General features: G+C 28.2%; 18 protein-coding genes. 12 read left to right on the forward strand and 6 right to left on the reverse strand.

Annotated elements, in window-relative coordinates:
- Positions 1 to 39: 39 nt before the first annotated feature.
- The 3 genes from dnaJ to grpE form a co-directional block, all read right to left on the reverse strand.
- On the reverse strand, positions 40 to 1,176 hold the full coding sequence (gene dnaJ / locus ACTT9U_RS02640; protein ID WP_440931643.1) for a molecular chaperone DnaJ: 1,137 nt from the start codon (positions 1,174 to 1,176) through the stop codon (positions 40 to 42).
- A gap of 28 nt (positions 1,177 to 1,204) precedes the next feature.
- The gene (gene dnaK, locus ACTT9U_RS02645; RefSeq protein ID WP_440931644.1) at positions 1,205 to 3,130 is read right to left on the reverse strand and encodes a molecular chaperone DnaK; all 1,926 of its coding nucleotides are present in this window, start codon (positions 3,128 to 3,130) and stop codon (positions 1,205 to 1,207) included.
- Positions 3,131 to 3,191: 61 nt separating this feature from the next.
- Positions 3,192 to 3,818, reverse strand: a complete 627-nt coding sequence (grpE, locus tag ACTT9U_RS02650) for a nucleotide exchange factor GrpE (protein WP_440931645.1) — start codon at positions 3,816 to 3,818, stop codon at positions 3,192 to 3,194.
- 36 nt (positions 3,819 to 3,854) lie between these two features.
- Between grpE and rdgB the strand changes: the two genes are divergently transcribed.
- On the forward strand, positions 3,855 to 4,457 hold the full coding sequence (gene rdgB, locus ACTT9U_RS02655; protein WP_440931646.1) for an RdgB/HAM1 family non-canonical purine NTP pyrophosphatase: 603 nt from the start codon (positions 3,855 to 3,857) through the stop codon (positions 4,455 to 4,457).
- Here the strand turns inward: rdgB and ACTT9U_RS02660 are convergent.
- The gene (locus tag ACTT9U_RS02660) at positions 4,441 to 5,601 is read right to left on the reverse strand and encodes an ABC transporter substrate-binding protein (RefSeq protein ID WP_440931647.1); all 1,161 of its coding nucleotides are present in this window, start codon (positions 5,599 to 5,601) and stop codon (positions 4,441 to 4,443) included. The two genes, rdgB and ACTT9U_RS02660, sit on opposite strands and share 17 nt — an antisense overlap.
- Positions 5,602 to 5,632: 31 nt before the next feature.
- Here ACTT9U_RS02660 and rsmI point away from each other — a divergent pair, with 31 nt between their 5' ends.
- Positions 5,633 to 6,496, forward strand: coding sequence for a 16S rRNA (cytidine(1402)-2'-O)-methyltransferase (rsmI, locus tag ACTT9U_RS02665; protein ID WP_440931648.1), 864 nt, complete (start codon positions 5,633 to 5,635; stop codon positions 6,494 to 6,496).
- Positions 6,486 to 7,079, forward strand: a complete 594-nt coding sequence (locus tag ACTT9U_RS02670) for a BON domain-containing protein (protein ID WP_440931649.1) — start codon at positions 6,486 to 6,488, stop codon at positions 7,077 to 7,079. The genes rsmI and ACTT9U_RS02670 overlap by 11 nt, the downstream gene beginning before the upstream one ends.
- On the opposite strand, the gene ACTT9U_RS02675 is transcribed toward ACTT9U_RS02670, so the two are convergent.
- Positions 7,076 to 9,367, reverse strand: coding sequence for an NADP-dependent malic enzyme (locus ACTT9U_RS02675; protein ID WP_440931650.1), 2,292 nt, complete (start codon positions 9,365 to 9,367; stop codon positions 7,076 to 7,078). The two genes, ACTT9U_RS02670 and ACTT9U_RS02675, sit on opposite strands and share 4 nt — an antisense overlap.
- 50 nt (positions 9,368 to 9,417) lie before the next feature.
- On the opposite strand from ACTT9U_RS02675, the gene murJ reads away from it, so the two are divergent.
- Genes murJ through ACTT9U_RS02695 form a run of 4 tightly spaced genes read left to right on the forward strand, consistent with a single transcriptional unit; the run spans position 9,418 to position 13,660 of the window.
- Positions 9,418 to 10,947 (forward strand): murein biosynthesis integral membrane protein MurJ, encoded by a 1,530-nt coding sequence (murJ, locus tag ACTT9U_RS02680; RefSeq protein WP_440931651.1) that lies wholly within the window; start codon positions 9,418 to 9,420, stop codon positions 10,945 to 10,947.
- Positions 10,948 to 10,953: 6 nt separating this feature from the next.
- A complete protein-coding gene (gene trpS, locus ACTT9U_RS02685) occupies positions 10,954 to 11,958 on the forward strand; it encodes a tryptophan--tRNA ligase (RefSeq protein WP_440931652.1) in 1,005 nt (334 codons plus the stop codon).
- Between the two features lie 50 nt (positions 11,959 to 12,008).
- Complete coding sequence (locus ACTT9U_RS02690; protein WP_440931653.1) at positions 12,009 to 12,551, forward strand: NifU family protein; 543 nt, start codon at positions 12,009 to 12,011, stop codon at positions 12,549 to 12,551.
- Positions 12,548 to 13,660, forward strand: coding sequence for a glucosaminidase domain-containing protein (locus ACTT9U_RS02695; protein WP_440931654.1), 1,113 nt, complete (start codon positions 12,548 to 12,550; stop codon positions 13,658 to 13,660). The genes ACTT9U_RS02690 and ACTT9U_RS02695 overlap by 4 nt, the downstream gene beginning before the upstream one ends.
- Here ACTT9U_RS02695 and ACTT9U_RS02700 read toward each other — a convergent pair.
- Positions 13,657 to 14,715 (reverse strand): polysaccharide deacetylase family protein, encoded by a 1,059-nt coding sequence (locus tag ACTT9U_RS02700; protein WP_440931655.1) that lies wholly within the window; start codon positions 14,713 to 14,715, stop codon positions 13,657 to 13,659. The two genes, ACTT9U_RS02695 and ACTT9U_RS02700, sit on opposite strands and share 4 nt — an antisense overlap.
- Between ACTT9U_RS02700 and ACTT9U_RS02705 the strand changes: the two genes are divergently transcribed.
- The 5 genes from ACTT9U_RS02705 to ybeY are packed head-to-tail and all read left to right on the forward strand — an operon-like array spanning position 14,708 to position 18,250.
- Positions 14,708 to 15,049, forward strand: coding sequence for a peptidase M22 (locus ACTT9U_RS02705; RefSeq protein ID WP_440931656.1), 342 nt, complete (start codon positions 14,708 to 14,710; stop codon positions 15,047 to 15,049). The genes ACTT9U_RS02700 and ACTT9U_RS02705 overlap by 8 nt on opposite strands.
- A gap of 8 nt (positions 15,050 to 15,057) precedes the next feature.
- Positions 15,058 to 15,477 carry a Fur family transcriptional regulator gene (locus tag ACTT9U_RS02710; RefSeq protein ID WP_014953905.1) on the forward strand — a complete coding sequence of 140 codons (420 nt, stop codon included), beginning with the start codon at positions 15,058 to 15,060 and terminating at the stop codon, positions 15,475 to 15,477.
- On the forward strand, positions 15,474 to 16,799 hold the full coding sequence (gene miaB, locus ACTT9U_RS02715) for a tRNA (N6-isopentenyl adenosine(37)-C2)-methylthiotransferase MiaB (protein WP_440931657.1): 1,326 nt from the start codon (positions 15,474 to 15,476) through the stop codon (positions 16,797 to 16,799). Before ACTT9U_RS02710 ends, miaB begins: the two co-directional genes overlap by 4 nt.
- A gap of 1 nt (position 16,800) precedes the next feature.
- Complete coding sequence (locus ACTT9U_RS02720; protein WP_440931658.1) at positions 16,801 to 17,802, forward strand: PhoH family protein; 1,002 nt, start codon at positions 16,801 to 16,803, stop codon at positions 17,800 to 17,802.
- On the forward strand, positions 17,789 to 18,250 hold the full coding sequence (gene ybeY / locus ACTT9U_RS02725) for an rRNA maturation RNase YbeY (protein ID WP_440931659.1): 462 nt from the start codon (positions 17,789 to 17,791) through the stop codon (positions 18,248 to 18,250). The genes ACTT9U_RS02720 and ybeY overlap by 14 nt, the downstream gene beginning before the upstream one ends.
- The last annotated feature ends 1 nt before the right edge of the window (position 18,251 follow it).

An 18,251-nucleotide genomic window follows, 5' to 3' on the forward strand; every position in this document is an offset into this window, starting at 1 on the left:
TAGTGAATTTTATATATATCTTTTGAGTTATTACAAAGATTAGTTTTTCCAAAAATCTTTTGCTATTTGAAAAAATTGTTTAATACCTGGATTAGATCTTTCGTTTTCAATTTCTCTGAATTGTTCTAAAAGTTCTTTTTGTTTCTTGTTTAAAGAAACAGGAACTTCAGTTTCAATTTGTACATATAAATCTCCATTTCCACTACCTCTCATATATGGCATACCTTTGCCTCTTAATCTAAATTGTTTACCTGATTGTGTTCCTTCAGGAATTTTAATTTTTGCTTTTCCGCCATCAATTGTTGGAATTTCAATCGTAGTTCCTAAAGCCGCATCAGCTATTGAAATAGGACATTCAAAAAATAAGTTTTCATCAGATCTTTTAAATAATTCGTGAGATTTAACATTAATGAATAAATACAAATCACCATTAGCACCGCCTCTTGTACCCGCCTCACCTTTACCTGATAATCTAATTCGCGTTCCATCATCAACACCTTGAGGAATTGTAACTGCTAATTTTTTAGACGTTTGTTTATTTCCTTGACCATTACAATCATTACATGGATTTGTAATTTCTTCACCGCTTCCTGCACACTGAGGACAAGTCTGTTGAACTGTAAAAAAGCCTTGGTTGGTTCTTACTCTCCCATTTCCACCACAATAGGTACATCTATCAGGTGAATGACCTGGTTTGGAGCCATTGCCCTTACAAGTATTACATTTTTCAGATGTAGAAAATTGAATATTTTGCTTCTTGCCCGTGTATGCTTCCTCAAGTGATATAGACAAATCATATCTTAAGTCTGAACCTCTATTACTTGAACTTCTTCTGTTACTTCTCCTACCACCGCCTCCAAAGTCACCAAAAAAATCTTCAAAAATATCTGAGAAATCCGATCCATTAAAGCCACCAAAACCTCCAAAACCACCTTGACCACCACCACCATTTTCAAATGCAGCATGGCCAAAATTATCATAATTTTCTTTTTTACTTTTGTCTGAAAGAATTCCGTACGCTTCACTTGCTTCCTTGAATTTATCTTCAGCAGTTTTGTCACCAGGATTTTTATCTGGATGATATTTTACCGCTAGTTTACGGTAAGCTGATTTTATATCTTCGGGACTCGCGCTTTTGTTTACGCCTAAGACATCATAATAGTCTCTTTTAGCCATCAATTTAACCTAGACAATTAGTTGTCTGCTAAGCGCTTTTTTCTTTATTCTCGTCTTTTACTTCTTCGAAGTCAGCATCAACAACATTATCGTCTTTTTTATCCTTGTTGTCTTTTCCATCATCTTTTCCAGACTCTGGTTTTGTATTTTGTTGTGATTTATAGATTGCTTCACCAAGTTTCATAGATGCTTGAACTAAAGCTTCTGTTTTTTTCTTGATATCCTCAATATTATCACCTTTAAGAGCCTCTTTTACAGCTGCAGATGATTCCTCAATTGCTTTTTTCTCTGCATCAGAAATTTTAGATCCATGTTCTTTAAGATTTTTCTCTGTAGAGTGAATAAGTGTATCTGCTTGGTTTCTTACATCAACAGACTCTCTTTTCTTTTTATCAGCTTCTTTATTGGCCTCTGCATCTTTAACCATTTTTTCAATTTCTTCATCACTTAACCCTCCTGATGCTTGAATTTGAATTTTTTGTTCTTTACCAGTTCCTTTGTCTTTAGCAGAAACATTAACTATTCCATTTGCATCAATATCAAAAGTAACTTCAATTTGAGGAACTCCTCTTGGAGCTGGAGCTATTCCAACTAATTCAAAATTACCTAATAATTTATTGTCAGTTGCCATTTCTCTTTCACCTTGAAGAACTCTTATCGACACTGCTGGTTGATTGTCTTCAGCAGTTGAAAAAACCTGACTTTTTTTTGTTGGAATAGTTGTGTTTTTGTCTATTAGTTTTGTTGATACCCCACCAAGTGTTTCAATACCAAGTGATAAAGGGGTAACATCTAATAATAGTACATCTTTTACATCACCTTGTAAGACTCCTGCTTGTATAGCAGCTCCCATAGCAACCACCTCATCTGGGTTAACACTTTTATTTGGGTCCTTTCCAAAGAAGTTATTCACTTCATCAATTACTTTAGGCATTCTTGTCATTCCACCTACCATTACAACTTCATCAATTTCACTTGCAGAAATTCCAGCATCTTTAAGCGCTGTTTGACAAGGTGGTATTGTTTTAGCAATTAGATCTTCAACTAAAGCTTCTAACTTGGCTCTAGTCATTTTTAAATTTATATGCTTCGGCCCAGTTTTATCAGCTGTGATAAATGGAAGATTAATATCAGTTTGTTCAGCTGATGATAATTCAATTTTGGCTTTTTCTGCAGCTTCTTTTAATCTTTGAAGTGCTAGTTTGTCAGATTTTAAATCAATACCGTTATCTTTTTTAAATTCAGAAATCAAATATTCAACAACAGCATTATCAAAGTCTTCTCCACCTAAAAAAGTATCTCCATTTGTTGACTTAACTTCAAATACACCATCACCTAATTCTAAAATAGATACATCAAATGTACCACCTCCTAAATCATAAACGGCAATTTTTTTATTTTGTTTTTTATCTAAACCGTATGCTAACGAAGCAGCTGTTGGTTCGTTTATAATTCTTAAAACTTCAAGGCCAGCAATTTTACCAGCATCTTTTGTAGCTTGTCTTTGTGCATCATTAAAATAAGCTGGAACAGTAATTACCGCCTTCGTTACAGCTTGACCTAAATATTTTTCTGCAGTTTCTTTCATTTTCTGTAAAATGAAAGCTGAAATTTGTGATGGAGAATATTTTTCTCCTTTTGCTTCAATCCATGCATCACCTTTTTCAGAATTTACAATTTTAAAAGGAGCAGCTTCTACATCTTTTTTAACAGTTGGATCATCAAAATTTCTACCAATCAATCTTTTTACTGCAAAAATTGTATTTTCGGGGTTGGTTACTGCTTGTCTTTTAGCTGGCTGACCAATTAGTTTTTCATTTTCATCAGTAAATGCAACAACAGATGGTGTTGTTCTTGCACCTTCGGCATTTTCTAAAACTTTTGCCTGACTACCTTCCATGATCGCAACACATGAATTGGTAGTTCCTAAATCTATTCCAATAATTTTACTCATAATTAATATCTCTCCTTCGTCATATAAGTGTTTATTTTTAATCTACAAGTTGTCACATGCATTATTTCTTCTCTGAATTCTCTTTATTTTCTTCAACTTTTTTGTCTGGTTCTGAAGGTTTTTTTGCTACACCAACTAGTGAAGGCCTTAATAGACGATCTTTGATTGTAAAACCTTTTTGAATTTCTTGAATTATAGTTCCAGGTTCCTTAGTTGCATCTTCTATTTCCATCATTGCTTGATGAAAGTTTGGATCAAGTTTTTTATTTAAACTTTCTATTGGTTTGATGTTGTTTTTGCTAAATATAGAAATTAAATCTTTACTAATAATATCAAAGTGCTCTAAGGTTTTTTTTAATGCTTCTGTGTTTTTTAAAGTATCGTCACTTTCCAGGACTACTTTAGATCTTTCAAGATTATCAATTAAACTTAAAGCTTCTTTTGCAAATGAAGATCCCCCATACTCAAAAGCATCTTCTTTTTCCTTTTCAAACCTTCTTCTTTGATTTTCCATTTCAGCAAAAGTTCTAGCCAATTTATCTTCAAGTTCAGTAATTTTATCTTCTGGAGAAAGTTCTTTTACTTCCTCAGATGTTTCTGAAGGTGAACCTACTTTTTGTTCTGTATTCTCTTCAGTATTTGAAACTTCTTGATTTTGTTCTTGACTATCGGTTTGCCCTTTTTCCATGAAGACATATATGGTAAGAAATCTATAAATTTCTAGATGTCTCAAAAAAAAATTAAAAACCTTCTAATTGGTACTAATAATAAAGGAAAATTAAAGGAAATTAGGAGTTTATTACCAAAATATATAAATATCTATTCATCTTCAAACTTTAAACTAAATAGTCCAAAAGAGGACGGAAATACATTTAAAGAAAACTCATTGATCAAATCTAGACATTTTTCATTAAAAAGTGGTCTCATTTGCTTGGCAGACGACTCAGGCCTAGAGGTTGATCTTTTAAATAAAAGACCTGGTATTTTTTCTGCTAGATGGGGAGGAAAAATGGGTGATTTTAATAAAGCAATTAAAAAGGTTTATAGAGAATTAAGTAAAGTGGATAAAAATTGGAAAAATAAAAAAGTAAAAGCAAGATTTATTTGTGCACTTTCAATAAGTAATTTGAATAAAAAAATTGCTTGTGTTCAAGGCAAAGTAGAAGGCTTTATATCATCTGTACCAAAGGGAAAAAATGGATTTGGTTATGATCCTATTTTTATACCAGTCGGAAAGAACATAACATTTGGGGAAATGAAACCATCTCAAAAATATAAAATGGATCACAGGTTTAATGCTTTTAAGAAAATTAAAAAATTTTTATGAGTTGTTTATTTTCTATTTTGTAAAAATTTAAACGATGATTTATTTCGTTATTTTTGATATCAAAAATTCCTATTTTCCCTTTAAATGAATTTTTTCTTTTAAATATTTTATTGATATCAGACAAATCAAAATTATTTTTAAAAGATAAATAATAAACCAATCCCACCAAATCATAACTTAATAATGATAAATGATTAGGTTCCTCTTCAAAATCTAATTGATATCTTAACTTATATTTTTCAAAATTATCTCTATTTATTGATGGATAATAAATTGGTTGAATATCTTTTTCATTAATTAAACTTTTATCAAACCATTGATTGAGAGTTATGAAATACTTATCTTTTGGAGAAACATCTGTGTAAAGTAAAGAAGTAGTTACACTTTTCAAACTTTCTTCAAAGTCAGCAATTATTACAGAATTAAATTTAACATCTCCTAAGGTATATTTCATTTTTAATTGTTCTATTTTTTTCTCTTTATTAAATTCATTGGAATTTTCTAATCTATAAAGTTCATCCTCAAGATTTTGTTTTCTAATTTTATAATTAGTTATTTTTTCAATTTGATTTGTAAGTTTGGTCGGTTCTTTTTCATAGAAATGAGTTTTAGAAATTTTAATTTTAGATTTTTTTATACTTTTTTTTAATTCTTCCTCATAACTCAATTTGGGTATAAGAAAAATATTATCATCGATTTCATTATCTTTTAAAAATTTTTTTATTGCATTAAGTTGAGATGTTGAATTGACACCAGAACTTATGACATTTTTTGGTAAATCAATTGTTTGATTTGTGAATGATAAAAATATCATATCTTCTATTTCATCAAGATATTTTAAGCTATCAAAAAACACAGGACCAATTGTTAAATTAATTTCTTCAAGCTTTAGTTCTTTGGCAGATTTTAAAGTAGTTTCTGGATCAGATTTAGTATCTTTAATTATTATCTCCAATTTGTCGGTATTTATATCTTTCATAGCCATCCTCACAGCCTTGATTATTGATTGTCCGAGCTCATAATTTTCCCCTGAGATTGGTATAAGTAAACCTATTTTAAGTTTAGTATTTTCTTCTGCATGTGAGTTAATTAAATAGAAAATTATAATTATTATTGAAATAATTAACTTTGAAATTTTATTCATTTGATTAGTATTATAACAATTTATTTTCTAAATGAGCTTAAATTTTAAATCTGACAATAATAAGTTTAAAAAAGGTCTTTATCTAATATCAACTCCTATTGGAAATTTAGAGGATATAACTCTTAGAGCAATTGAGATATTAAAAAATTCAGATCACATTTTATGTGAAGATACTAGGGTTTCTAAAAACTTATTAAAAAGGTACAATATAAATTCAAACCTAATTTCTTATCATAAATTTAATGAAGCAAAAAGTTTAGAAAAAATCATCAAACTGTTACAGGCAGGCAGTTTAATTTCTTTGATCTCTGATGCTGGAACACCAGTTGTTTCTGATCCAGGAAAACTTTTAGTAAATGAATGTATAAAAAATGATATTACTATTGTTCCAATTCCAGGCCCTTCAGCAGTTACAAGTGCAACTTCTGTAAGTGGATTTTCTGAAAAGTTTTATTTTTATGGTTTTTTGCCTGAAAAAAAAAATATTTTAAATAATGATTTATTAAAACTTTCAAGTTTTGATTGTTCGATAGTGTTTTTTGTTTCAGCAAAAAAGTTAGCTAAAGCTTTGACAGAATTTAAAAAATATTTTTTAGAAAGAAATATCTTGATTTGCAGAGAGATGACAAAGATTTATGAAGAATTTATCAGAAGCACCGTTAGAGAAATTGATATATCCAAACTGACACTAAAAGGAGAGGTTACAGTAGTAATCTCTGAAAAAATTAATGAAAAAAAATCTTCGCAAACTTTAAGTGAATCAGATAAGAATAAAATTAACAAAATGATAAAAAAATTGAGTATTAAAGAAATTACTTCATTAATTTGTTTGGATAAAAAAATTTCAAAAAAAGATGTTTATAATTATTGCTTAAAAATTAAGAATGAAAATTAAGATAATATTATTATTAATCATTGGATTATTTCTTACGAGCTGCGCAGGAGTAGCTTCAAAAGGTATCTTTGGTACTGGTGTAAGTGTTGCATTCGATCCAAGATCTGTAGGAACTCAAATAGATGACTCTATTATGGAGAAAAGTTTGAAAACTAAAATCCTCTTAAGAGACAAAAACCATTTACTTAAAGTAAAAACCAAAGTACTTGATGGGAGAATTTTTTTAACAGGAACTGTTGATGACCCTGAAGAGAAATTGCAATTAACCAAATTAGCTTGGGAAACTAAAGGAGTTAGATCAGTTAGAAATGATATTAAGATTAAGGAAGAATTTAATTTTTCGCAATCAGCAAAAGATTTATTAATAACTTCTCAATTAAGAACTGCTATTATTTTGAATAAAGAAATAAAAGCCACCAATTATCAAATTGATACCTATAAAAAGAAAATATTTATTTATGGTATAGCTCAAACATTAGATGAAAAAGATCTTGTAATTAAAGAAGCAAAAGAAATATTAGATGTAGAAGATGTAATTGCTAGTATTATGTTACTTGAGGATCTTAGAATTCAAAAAAATTAATTTTCCAATTTATAATCAATAATATCCGATGAGTAAGCTGCGATAGAGGCTAAGTTTAAAATTTCTGAAGTTGAACATCTTAGTGGTGCTATTTCTATCGGCAAACCTAAACCAATTAACAAAGGCCCTATTACTTTGCTATCACCAAATGCTTTTATCATTTTATAAGATATAGATGCTGCGTGCTGACCAGGCATAATTAGTATATTTGAATTACCTACAATTTTAGAAAAAGGATATAATTTTTTATATTCTTCATTCAAGGCAACATCTGGCTGCATATCTCCATCAAATTCAAAATCTACTTTTTTATTTTTTAAAATTTCCACAGCTTCTCTGATTTGTTCTGTCCTGCTTGTTACTGGTTGTCCAAAAGTTGAATGAGAAACAAAAGCAACTTTTGGATCAAATCCAAATAATCTAACTACTCTTGCTGCTGAAACTGCGATTTCAGATAGCTGTTGGGAGGTTGGCCATTCATGAACACTCGTGTCAGCAACAAAAATTGTTTTTCCTTTATGAACTACAAGGTTTAATCCAAACATTATTTCCCCAGCTCTTGCGCCTATCACTTGTTGTACTTTCTCTAAAGAGGCACCAAAACGCCTTGTATTTCCGGTTACAGCACCGTCAGCATCGCCACAAGCAACCATGCATGATGCCCAAATTACACGATCATTTCTTACTAGTCTGTCACAATCCCATTCCAAAAGACCTTGCTCTCTTTGTAGTTTTTTAAATAAGTATTTTGTATATTTTTCCCTTTTTGAATTGTCTGTTGAATTTGTTATCTCAAAATCAAAGTGATCATCATAGCCAATTTTTTCGATTTGTTCTTTAATCTTTGCTTCCTTTCCTACCAATATAGGAATACCTAATTTAGAATTTTTAAAAGCAATTGCAGCTTTCAAAGTATTTTCATCTTCTCCATCAGCAAATACTATTTTCTTTTTTTTATTTTTGATTAAATTATTTATTCCATTCATTATTGTAACAGTAGGATCTAATCGTTGTTTTAATTGTTCTTTGTAAGTATCAAAATTTTTTATTTCTTTTCTTGCCACACCTGTTTCCATTGCAGCTTTTGCAACAGCAGCAGGGATAACACTTATTAATCTTGGGTCAAAAGTTGAGGGAATAATATATTCTTTACCATAATGAGGCCTGTTACCACCCATTGCAGCCACCACCTCGTCCGGTACATCCTCTCTTGCTAAGTTAGCAATAGCATGAGCTGCAGCAATTTTCATTTCTTCATTGATTGTTTTAGATCGCACATCTAAAGCACCTCTAAAAATATATGGAAAACCAATCAAATTATTTACTTGATTTGGATAATCAGATCTTCCTGTTGCTATAATTGCGTCATCTCTTACTTCTTCAATTTCTTCAGGAGTAATTTCTGGATCTGGATTTGCACAGGCAAATATAATTGGATTTTTTGCCATTTTTTTTACGAGAGCTTTTGGTAAAGCACCTTTAGCAGATAAACCTAAAAAAACATCCGCCCCATCTATCGCATCTTCTAAAGATCTTTTCTTGGTTTCAATTGCATGTCTTGATTTCCATTGATCAACTTTTTCTGGTCTACCTTTATAAATCACACCTTTCCTATCAAGCATAATTATGTTTTCATGAGGTACACCTGTTCTTTTAAATAATTCTGTGCAAGCTATTGCAGATGCACCAGCTCCATTCACTACTACCTTAATATCTTTAATTGATTTACCGTTTATATCTAAAGCATTTATTAAGGCAGCCGTTGTTATAATTGCAGTTCCATGCTGATCATCATGAAAGACAGGAATATCTAAAATTTCTTTTAATTTTTGTTCAATTATAAAACAATCTGGTGCCGCTATATCTTCTAAATTTATACCTCCAAAACTGGGTGCAAAATTTTTTATACTTTGAATTATTTCATTAGCGTCTGAGCAATCAATCTCTAAATCTATTGAGTCTATATCTGCAAATCTTTTAAATAATACAGCTTTCCCTTCCATTACTGGTTTAGAAGCAAGTGCTCCTAAATTACCCAATCCTAAAATTGCAGATCCATTACTAATTACGGCCACTAAATTACCCTTACTTGTGTAATCATAAGCAGACTCAGGATCTTCACTTATTTTTTTTACAGGAACTGCTACTCCAGGAGAATATGCAAGAGCAAGATCTCTTTTTGTTGTCATATTTTTTGATGAAACAATCTCAATCTTGCCAGGTTTCTTTTTAGTATGAAACTCTAATGCTTCTTTATCAGTGTAATGATCAGCTTTTGTTTTTTTCATTTTTGGTATTTATATGTACAAATAGGACTAAATTAAGACTAATATGATTTATGAACTTGATTAAGTCAACAGGCACATTTAGTTTCTTTACTGTATTAAGCAGGATATCTGGATATATAAGAGATATCTTAATAGCATTCTTTTTAGGAACAGGTTTTATAGCAGATGCTTTTTTTGTGGCATTTAGAATTCCAAATACATTTAGAAGATTATTTTCAGAAGGAACATTTAACGCTGCATTTATACCAAGTTATACATCTGAACAAAGATTAGGAAAAACAAGATCTGATAAGTTTGCAAATCAAGTATTTAATATTTTATTAATAGCACTGTTTCTTTTGGTTATTATAGTTGAATTATTTGCACCATTTTTTGTTTCATTGTTAGCTCCAGGCTTTATTGAAGATGATCAAAAAATAGATTTAGCAATTAAATTAACGAGAATTACCTTTCCTTTCTTATTGTTTGTATCTTTAGCATCTTTTTTTGCTGCAATATTAAATTCAAATAATAGATTTGCAGCCGCAGCTGCATCTCCAATTATCTTAAATTTGATATTGATAATTACATTATTAATTTCAGCAAACATTGGAGATCAACTTGTTTACCAATTGTCTTATGCAGTAACAATTAGTGGAATTATACAATTATTATTTTTATATATTTTTGTTAAAAAATATTTCTCACTGAATTTATCTTTTAAAATTAATTTTAATCAAAAAATTAAGTTTTTTTTCAGAAAATTATTTCCAAGTATTTTTGCTGCAGGTGTAACCCAAATAAATGTTTTAATTGGTACTATAATTGCATCCTTCCAAGCAGGAGCTGTTTCATATTTATATTATGCTGATAGAATCTATCAGATAAATTTAGCGATAGCTGGAATTGCTGTGGGCGTAGTTATACTTCCACAACTATCAAAATATATTCAATCAAAAAACAAAGAAAAAATTAATCATATCCAAAATAAATCAATCGAACTTTGTCTATTTTTATCATTACCAGCCTCTATAGCTTTGTTCCTAGGTTCTGAAGAAATAGTATCAGCTTTGTTTGGATATGGATCTTTTAATGAGCAATCAATAATAAATTCTTCTAAAGCTCTTTTTTATTTTGCGTATGGTTTACCAGCATTTGCTCTAATAAAGATATTTTCAAGTTTCTTCTTTGCAAACAATGATACTAAAACTCCTTTTTATATTTCTTTAGTTTCAGTAGTATTAAACGTTTTCATAAGTGTGTATTATTTCAAAGAAATAGGTTTTATAATTATACCAATTGCAACCTCAGTTTCATCATGGTTTAACACTATTGTTTTATTTTTGTATTTACTAAATAAAGACATGTTTAAATTTAACCAAAACTTTTTAATTCAATTTATTAAAATAATATTTGCTTCTCTTGTAATGGGAATATTTTTTTATTTTATGATTACAGAATTTAGTTATTATTTACATAATGATTATTCATTAAAAGCAATTTTTATTTTGATTTTTGTATTTTTAAGTATTCTTTTTTATCTTTTGGTTTCTTTTTTAATTAAAGCATTTAAATTAAGTGATATTAGAGCTAAATATTAATTTATTATGACTAAAAAAATTTTTTCAGGTGTTCAACCTACTGGTAATTTGCATTTAGGCAATTATTTGGGTGCAATAAAAAATTTTGTAAAATTAGGAAACGATTCAAACAATGATTGTATTTACTGCGTTGTAGACCTTCACGCAATTACTGTTAAACAAGATCCAAGATTATTGACTGAAAATATTCGAGAAACTGTTGCAACTTTTGTAGCAAGTGGGATCGATCCTGAAAAAAATATAATATTTAATCAATCAAGAGTTTCTGCCCATGCAGAAGCAGCATGGATTTTTAGTTGTGTAGCTAGAATGGGTTGGTTGAGTAGGATGACCCAATTTAAAGAAAAAGCAGGAAAAGATAAAGAAAAGGCAAGCGTTGGTTTATATTCTTATCCAGTTTTAATGGCTGCAGATATTTTATTGTATGATGCAACACATGTACCAGTTGGCGAAGATCAAAAACAACATTTGGAGTTAAGTAGAGATATTGCTCAAAAATTTAACAATGATTTTGATCAAGACAATTTTTTAAAAATTCCTGAACCATTAATTCAAAAAGAATTTTCTAGAATAATGAGTTTAAGAGATGGAACAAAAAAAATGAGTAAATCTGAAGTATCTGATTTGAGCAGGATTAATTTAACAGATAATAAAGATTCTATAATATTAAAAATAAAAAAAGCTAAAACTGATCCTTTACCTCTACCTAATAATGTAACAGAATTAGAAAACAGAGCAGAAGCAAAAAATCTGCTTAGTATTTATTCAAGCCTAAATGAGACTAGTTTAGAAAATTCAGTTAAAGAATTTGCGGGCAAAAATTTTTCTGAATTTAAAGAAGTATTAATTCAAGTTTTAGTTGATAAAATTGAACCTATATCATTAGAAATAAACAAGCTGATGTCCAATCAGGAATATTTAGATAAAATTTTAGATTTAGGTTATGAAAAAGCTAATGATTTAGCCTCAAAAAAAGTTAATAGATTAAAGGAAATAGTTGGTTTTTATTAATTTTTTTATTAACAAGTTATAATTTAAAGTTTAATGGCTATATAAAAGATATGTTTGTACAAACAGAAATAACACCAAATCCAAATTCATTAAAATTTTTACCTGGGAAAAAAGTTTCAAATAATGGTTCTTTTGAAATAACTAAAAAAGATGATGTTAGTAATGAATTGGTAAGAAATTTATTATCAATAAATGGAGTTGAAGGAATATTTTTAGGAAAAGATTTTATATCAATTAACAAAGTCGAAAATATTAATTGGGAAGAAATTAAACATATAGTGATTTCTCTAATCAATGATTTTTATTCAGATGGGAAAGAGTTTGTAATAGATAGAGATTTAAATGAAGAAAATTCAAATTTTTCTGAAACTGAACAAAACATTATTAAAATCTTAGATCAAAAAATTAGACCTGCAGTTGCTAAAGATGGAGGAGATATAAAATTTAAAGAATTTAAAGATGGAATAGTAAAAGTTCAATTACAAGGAAGCTGTTCTGGATGCCCTAGTTCAACTATGACTTTAAAGCAAGGTGTTCAAAATTTACTTAAACATTATATTAAAGAAGTGAAAGAAGTAGAAGCTGTGGAATGAAAAATTTGAAGTTTATTAATTTTAACTATAAAAAAAAAACAACCGAAACTGTCTATTTGTTGGGTAGTAGAGTTACAAGTACTTTTGGTAGAACTTTAATATCTTGTCTTTTTATATTATTATTTTTTTATACTGCCCCTATAGTAATTAATTTTTTAGATGAAGATGTTTTCACAGGTGAGTTTAAGAACGAATCAAGAAAAATAATGGTTTACAAACTTGATGGAAAAAATATTGATGAAAATAAAAAAAACAATGAAGAATTAGAAGTTTTTAATGAAAAGGATTTGCTGTCAGATATTTTAACATTAAATGATCTTGATAATGATTCAGTTCGTTTAAGTGCATCAACAATAAAACAATTATTTGAAGATACAAAATATAGTCTTGCCGATGTAAGAAAAAATAAATTGGTAAAACCAGTTGCACTCACATGGTTACCATATGAAATTAAAGAAATTGAAAATACAAAAAAAAGGAAAGAACTTTTTTTGCAAATTGTACTACCTTTGGTTTTGGAAGAGAACAATAAGATTAAAATAGATAGAATAAAACTGTTTAGTATTATTAATAAATCAAATAATTCTGAAGTTGAAAAAAAATGGCTAAATAAGAAATACAAACAGTACGGAGTTAGTTCTAAAGATCTTTCAACGTTAAAAATAAGAATGGACGAAATACCCACATCTTTAGCTTTGGCTCAAGCAGCTAAAGAAACAGGGTGGGGAACTTCAAGATTTGCATTAGAGGGTAATGCATTATTTGGTCAATGGACATGGTCTGGAGAAGGTTTAAAACCAAAAGAAGCAGACATATCAGAAGGTCACAAAGTTATGAAATTTAATATTTTACAAGCTTCTGTGAGAGCTTATCAAAGAAACTTAAATACACATAAGTCTTATAAAAAATTTAGAAAAGCAAGAGCGGAATTAAGAGCTCAGGGAAAAAAACTAGATAGTATGATATTATCAGCTTATTTAGATAAGTATGCAGAAACTGGAACAAAATATGTAGAAATTTTACAAAAAATTATTGAACAAAATAATTTAGAAGATTTTGATGATGCTAAATTATTACCATCTAGCAAAAAATTAGAAAGTTTAATTTAATTTCTTACAGTAAATTGAGTCCCAAACCAACGCCATTTACCTTTATCATTTAACGAACAATTAATTCTACCTCTTCTTGGTAAAAACTTTTTTTCAAATTTTATTTTCATTATATTGTTTTCAAAAGTAGAATTCGTTTTTTTCCAATTACCACCATCATTAGAATAACAAGTAATATTATTGATATTTGTTTGTTCATCAAAAAACTCAACTATTAACTCAGGAGGGTTTGAGTTATTATTTATTTTTTTTTCTTCTGGTTTGATAGATTTATATTCAAGGGGGTTATAATTGATAACAGATTTGAATCTTTTTAAGTCTCCATATTTTTCATTTATAGGAAATCTTGGTAGTTCGAATTTATCTTTATTTAAATCAATGACACCAGAATGTTGTCCAAACGCAACAGAAAAATTTTCAGCAATATAATTTTTCATAAATTTTGAATATTCTCCAAAGGGATAAGAAAATATGGAGGGAGTATAACCAAGCTTTTCTTTAAAAATTTTACTAGCGGTTTCAATATCATTTATAAAATCGTCATTACTAAAATCTATTAAATATTCATGGGTATGAGAATGATGTCCAATTGTGCCTAAGGGTGACTTTTCAATTTCTATAATTTGTTCCCATGTCATATAACCATTTTTTCCAACTGGTTCAGTTGAAATAAATAAAATAAATGGAATATTATTTTTCTTTAAATATGGCCATGCCTCATTGTAGAACGAACTAAAACCGTCATCTATTGAGATTAATATTTTTTTTTCTTTTTTACTTATATTAAATTCTTCCTCAAACAGCTTGGGATCATAAAATTTATATCCTAGATTTTTAATCATTTGCATTTGTTCATCAAAAACATTCATTCCGATATTTGTTGAAGGATATTTATTTTCATTAAATCGATGATACATCAAAGACAGAACACCCTTATCATTTGAAAAAAATTTACTATCATTTTCAGATGCAATAGAGTTTAATGATAAATGAAAATAGCAAATGACAAAACTAATAATCGATGTTGCAAATGAGAAAATTTTTTTAATGTTCATCAATGATGATAATATTCATAAAGTTGAACATGAAAATAGTAAAATTAATTATGAAAAGTTATCAATCCTAATTAATGAATTTTTAGAGAAACATAAGAAAAATTTAAAAAATATCTCTGAAATATATGTAAATAGAGGTCCAGGTAGTTTTGCAGGCATTAGAAATTCTTTATCAACTGTGAAAGCAATAAATTTAATTAATAATACAGATTATTTTTGTTTTAGTTTTAATGATTTTAAAAAAGAAGATGATGTTAAATATGAAAATATTCCAGATTTTTGTAAAAAATATAAGATTAAAAAAAATTTGATTAATCCTGATTATTCAGGTTAAAACTAACTATGTCAGAAACCATTGAAGAAAAATGTTTATTAAAAGGGGTAAAACTTACAGATCAGAGACGTGTAATAGCTCAAGTTATGTCAAAATCAACAGATCACCCAGATGTTGACGAACTATATAAAAGAGTTTCAAAAATAGATTCAAAAATTAGTATTGCCACAGTTTATAGGACTGTAAAACTTTTTGAGGAAAGTGGAATTTTGACAAAACATGAATTTAAAGGGGACAAAGCTAGATATGAGGAATTAAACGAAGGTCATCATGATCATTTAATAGATGTAAAAACTGGAGAGATTATTGAATTTGTTGATGATGAAATAGAAAAGTTGCAACAAAAAGTTGCCAAGAAGTATGGTTACAAATTAGTAGATCATAAATTAGAGTTATATGGAGTAAAAATTAACTCAAAAAAATCATGAAGAAAATTTTTATTAAAACATTTGGTTGTCAAATGAATGAATACGATTCAAATCGTATATTTGACACCGTTAAAAAAATTGGTTTTGAAAAAACAGATGTGCTTGAAGAAACTGATTGTTATCTTTTAAATACATGTCACATCAGGGACAAGGCCAAAGAAAAAGTTTATCATGATATTGGAAGAATAAAGAAAAGTTTCAGATCAAAAAAAAAACCTTTCGTAATTATAGCAGGATGTGTTGCACAAGCTGAGAATGAAGAAATGTTAAAAAGAGAACCCTATATTGATTTGGTTATCGGGCCACAGGCGTATCATAAAATTAATTCAAGAATTGAGGAATACTTTGAAAAACAAAAAAAATTAGAGGAAACAGATTTTGATGCTGAAGCAAAATTTAATTATCTTAATCAAATTAAAAATAGCTCAAGCAAAGTATCTTCTTTTTTAACAATTCAAGAGGGATGTGATAAATTCTGTCATTTTTGCGTAGTTCCTTATACACGTGGCCCAGAATATTCTAGATCTTATAATGAAATTATAGCTGAAGCTAAAAATTTATCTTTTAATGGAGTTAAGGAAATAACTCTGCTTGGACAAAATGTTAATGCTTATAACAATGATAATTACAGATTATCTGATTTAATTCTTGAAATTGAAAAAATTCCAGAAATAAAAAGAATTAGGTACACAACATCTCATCCAAGAGATATGACTGATGACTTAATTGAAGTTTACGGGATTTCTAAAAAATTGATGCCTTTAGTTCACTTACCTGTTCAGAGCGGATCTGATAAAGTTCTAAAATTAATGAATAGGAAGCATTCTATAAGCGATTACATCAAAACTTATGAAAGATTAAAAAAATTAAATTCTAAAATAGAATTTTCTAGTGACTTCATTATTGCATATCCTGGTGAAGAAGAAAAAGATTTTAATGAGACGTTTGAACTGATTAAAAATATTAAATTTATTAATTCATTTTCTTTTATTTTCAGTCCAAGACCAGGAACTGCAGCATCAAATTTAAAATTAATAGATAAAGGAATTTCAAAAGAAAGATTAGAAAAAGTCCAAAAACAATTATTTGAACATCAAATTTTAATGAATAAATCTTTAGAAAATCAGGAAATTGATGTTTTGGTTGAAAATAAAACTGAAGAAAATAACAAGTTTTTTGGTAGATCTGAGTACATGACTTCAGTTATATTTGATGGTAATGATGAAGATGTAGGAAAAGTGATAAAAGTAAAAATTAACAATAGTAATCAAAACACATTGTTTGGTGAAAAAGTAAGAAAATCAGAACAAAAAGTAGCTTAAATTGAGTAATACAATTAAAAAAGATATCCAATCTTCTTTGAAATTTGTTTATTCAGAAAATAATTCTTTGAGTGTAATTTTTCATGAAAATGATTTGTTAATGGGTGTAGTTGGTGAATTTAATAAAAATTTAAAAGAGTTAGAAAAGCTTACTGGAGCAAGCATTTATTCTAGAGGAAATTCAATATTAATAAAATCAACACCTGATAAAAATGAAATAATTAAAAATGCAATTCAATTTTTAGCAAATCAATTTATTAACAATGAAAGTATTGAACAAAAAGATATCATATCATCTATAGATAAATTTATGATTAATGAAAAAGTAAAAAATACCAATGTAACTGATATTATAAAAACACCAAAAAAATCAATTATTCCAAGATCTGAGAAACAGAAAGAATACGTTAGGGCTTTAAGACAGAGTGAAATAATTATTTCTGCAGGCCCAGCAGGTACAGGAAAAACTTTCTTAGCTGTGGCAGTAGGATTAACAATGCTATTAGAAAAGAAAATTGAGAGAATAATATTGTCTAGACCAGCTGTTGAAGCTGGAGAGAGATTGGGTTTTTTGCCTGGAGATATGAAAGAAAAGGTCGATCCATATCTAAGACCTTTATATGATTCACTTTACGATCTTTTTCATTTTGAAAAAATTCAAAGAATGATAGAAATTGGAGATATTGAAATTGCTCCTCTAGCATTTATGAGAGGAAGAACTTTAAAAAATTCATTTGCTATTTTAGATGAAGCACAAAATGCTACAGAAACTCAAATAAAGATGTTCCTTACAAGAATTGGTGAAAATTCAAAAATTGTAGTTAATGGAGACCCATCTCAAATTGATCTGCCTAATAAAAATATGTCAGGCTTGGATAGATCTAAAAAGATACTATCTCATTTAAGTGAAATTTCAGTTATTGATTTTGATCATTCAGATGTTGTAAGACACCCCTTGGTCTCAAAAATTGTTAAAGCATATAACAATAATGATCAAAGTTAATGTCATTTCAGAAGAAAAATCTTGGTCAAAAAAGATAAAGAAGAAAGAGTTATTATTTAATAAAATTATCAAATATTTTCCTAATAAATTTAAATTTTTAAATAAAAAAGTTTACTTAACACTTCTACTTTCAAACAATAAAAACATTAAAGTTTTAAATCATAAATTTAGAAAAAAGAATAAACACACAGATGTATTGTCTTTTCCTTTTGAGCAAAAGATTATGAGCAAGAAAGAATTTTATTTAGGAGATATCATAATTAGTTTCAATTATATGAATGATCCAAAAAATCTAGCAAATAAAGAATTCACTGAAAAAACAGTAAAAATTTTTATACATGGCTTCTTACATTTGTTAGGTTATGATCATATTAATGATAATGATTATAAAAAAATGCAAACAGCAGAAAAAAATATCTTTAATAAAGTAAAAAAATTTTTGAATTAAA

It is taken from the genome of Candidatus Pelagibacter sp. (assembly GCF_052049975.1).
Classification (GTDB): Bacteria; Pseudomonadota; Alphaproteobacteria; order Pelagibacterales; family Pelagibacteraceae; genus Pelagibacter.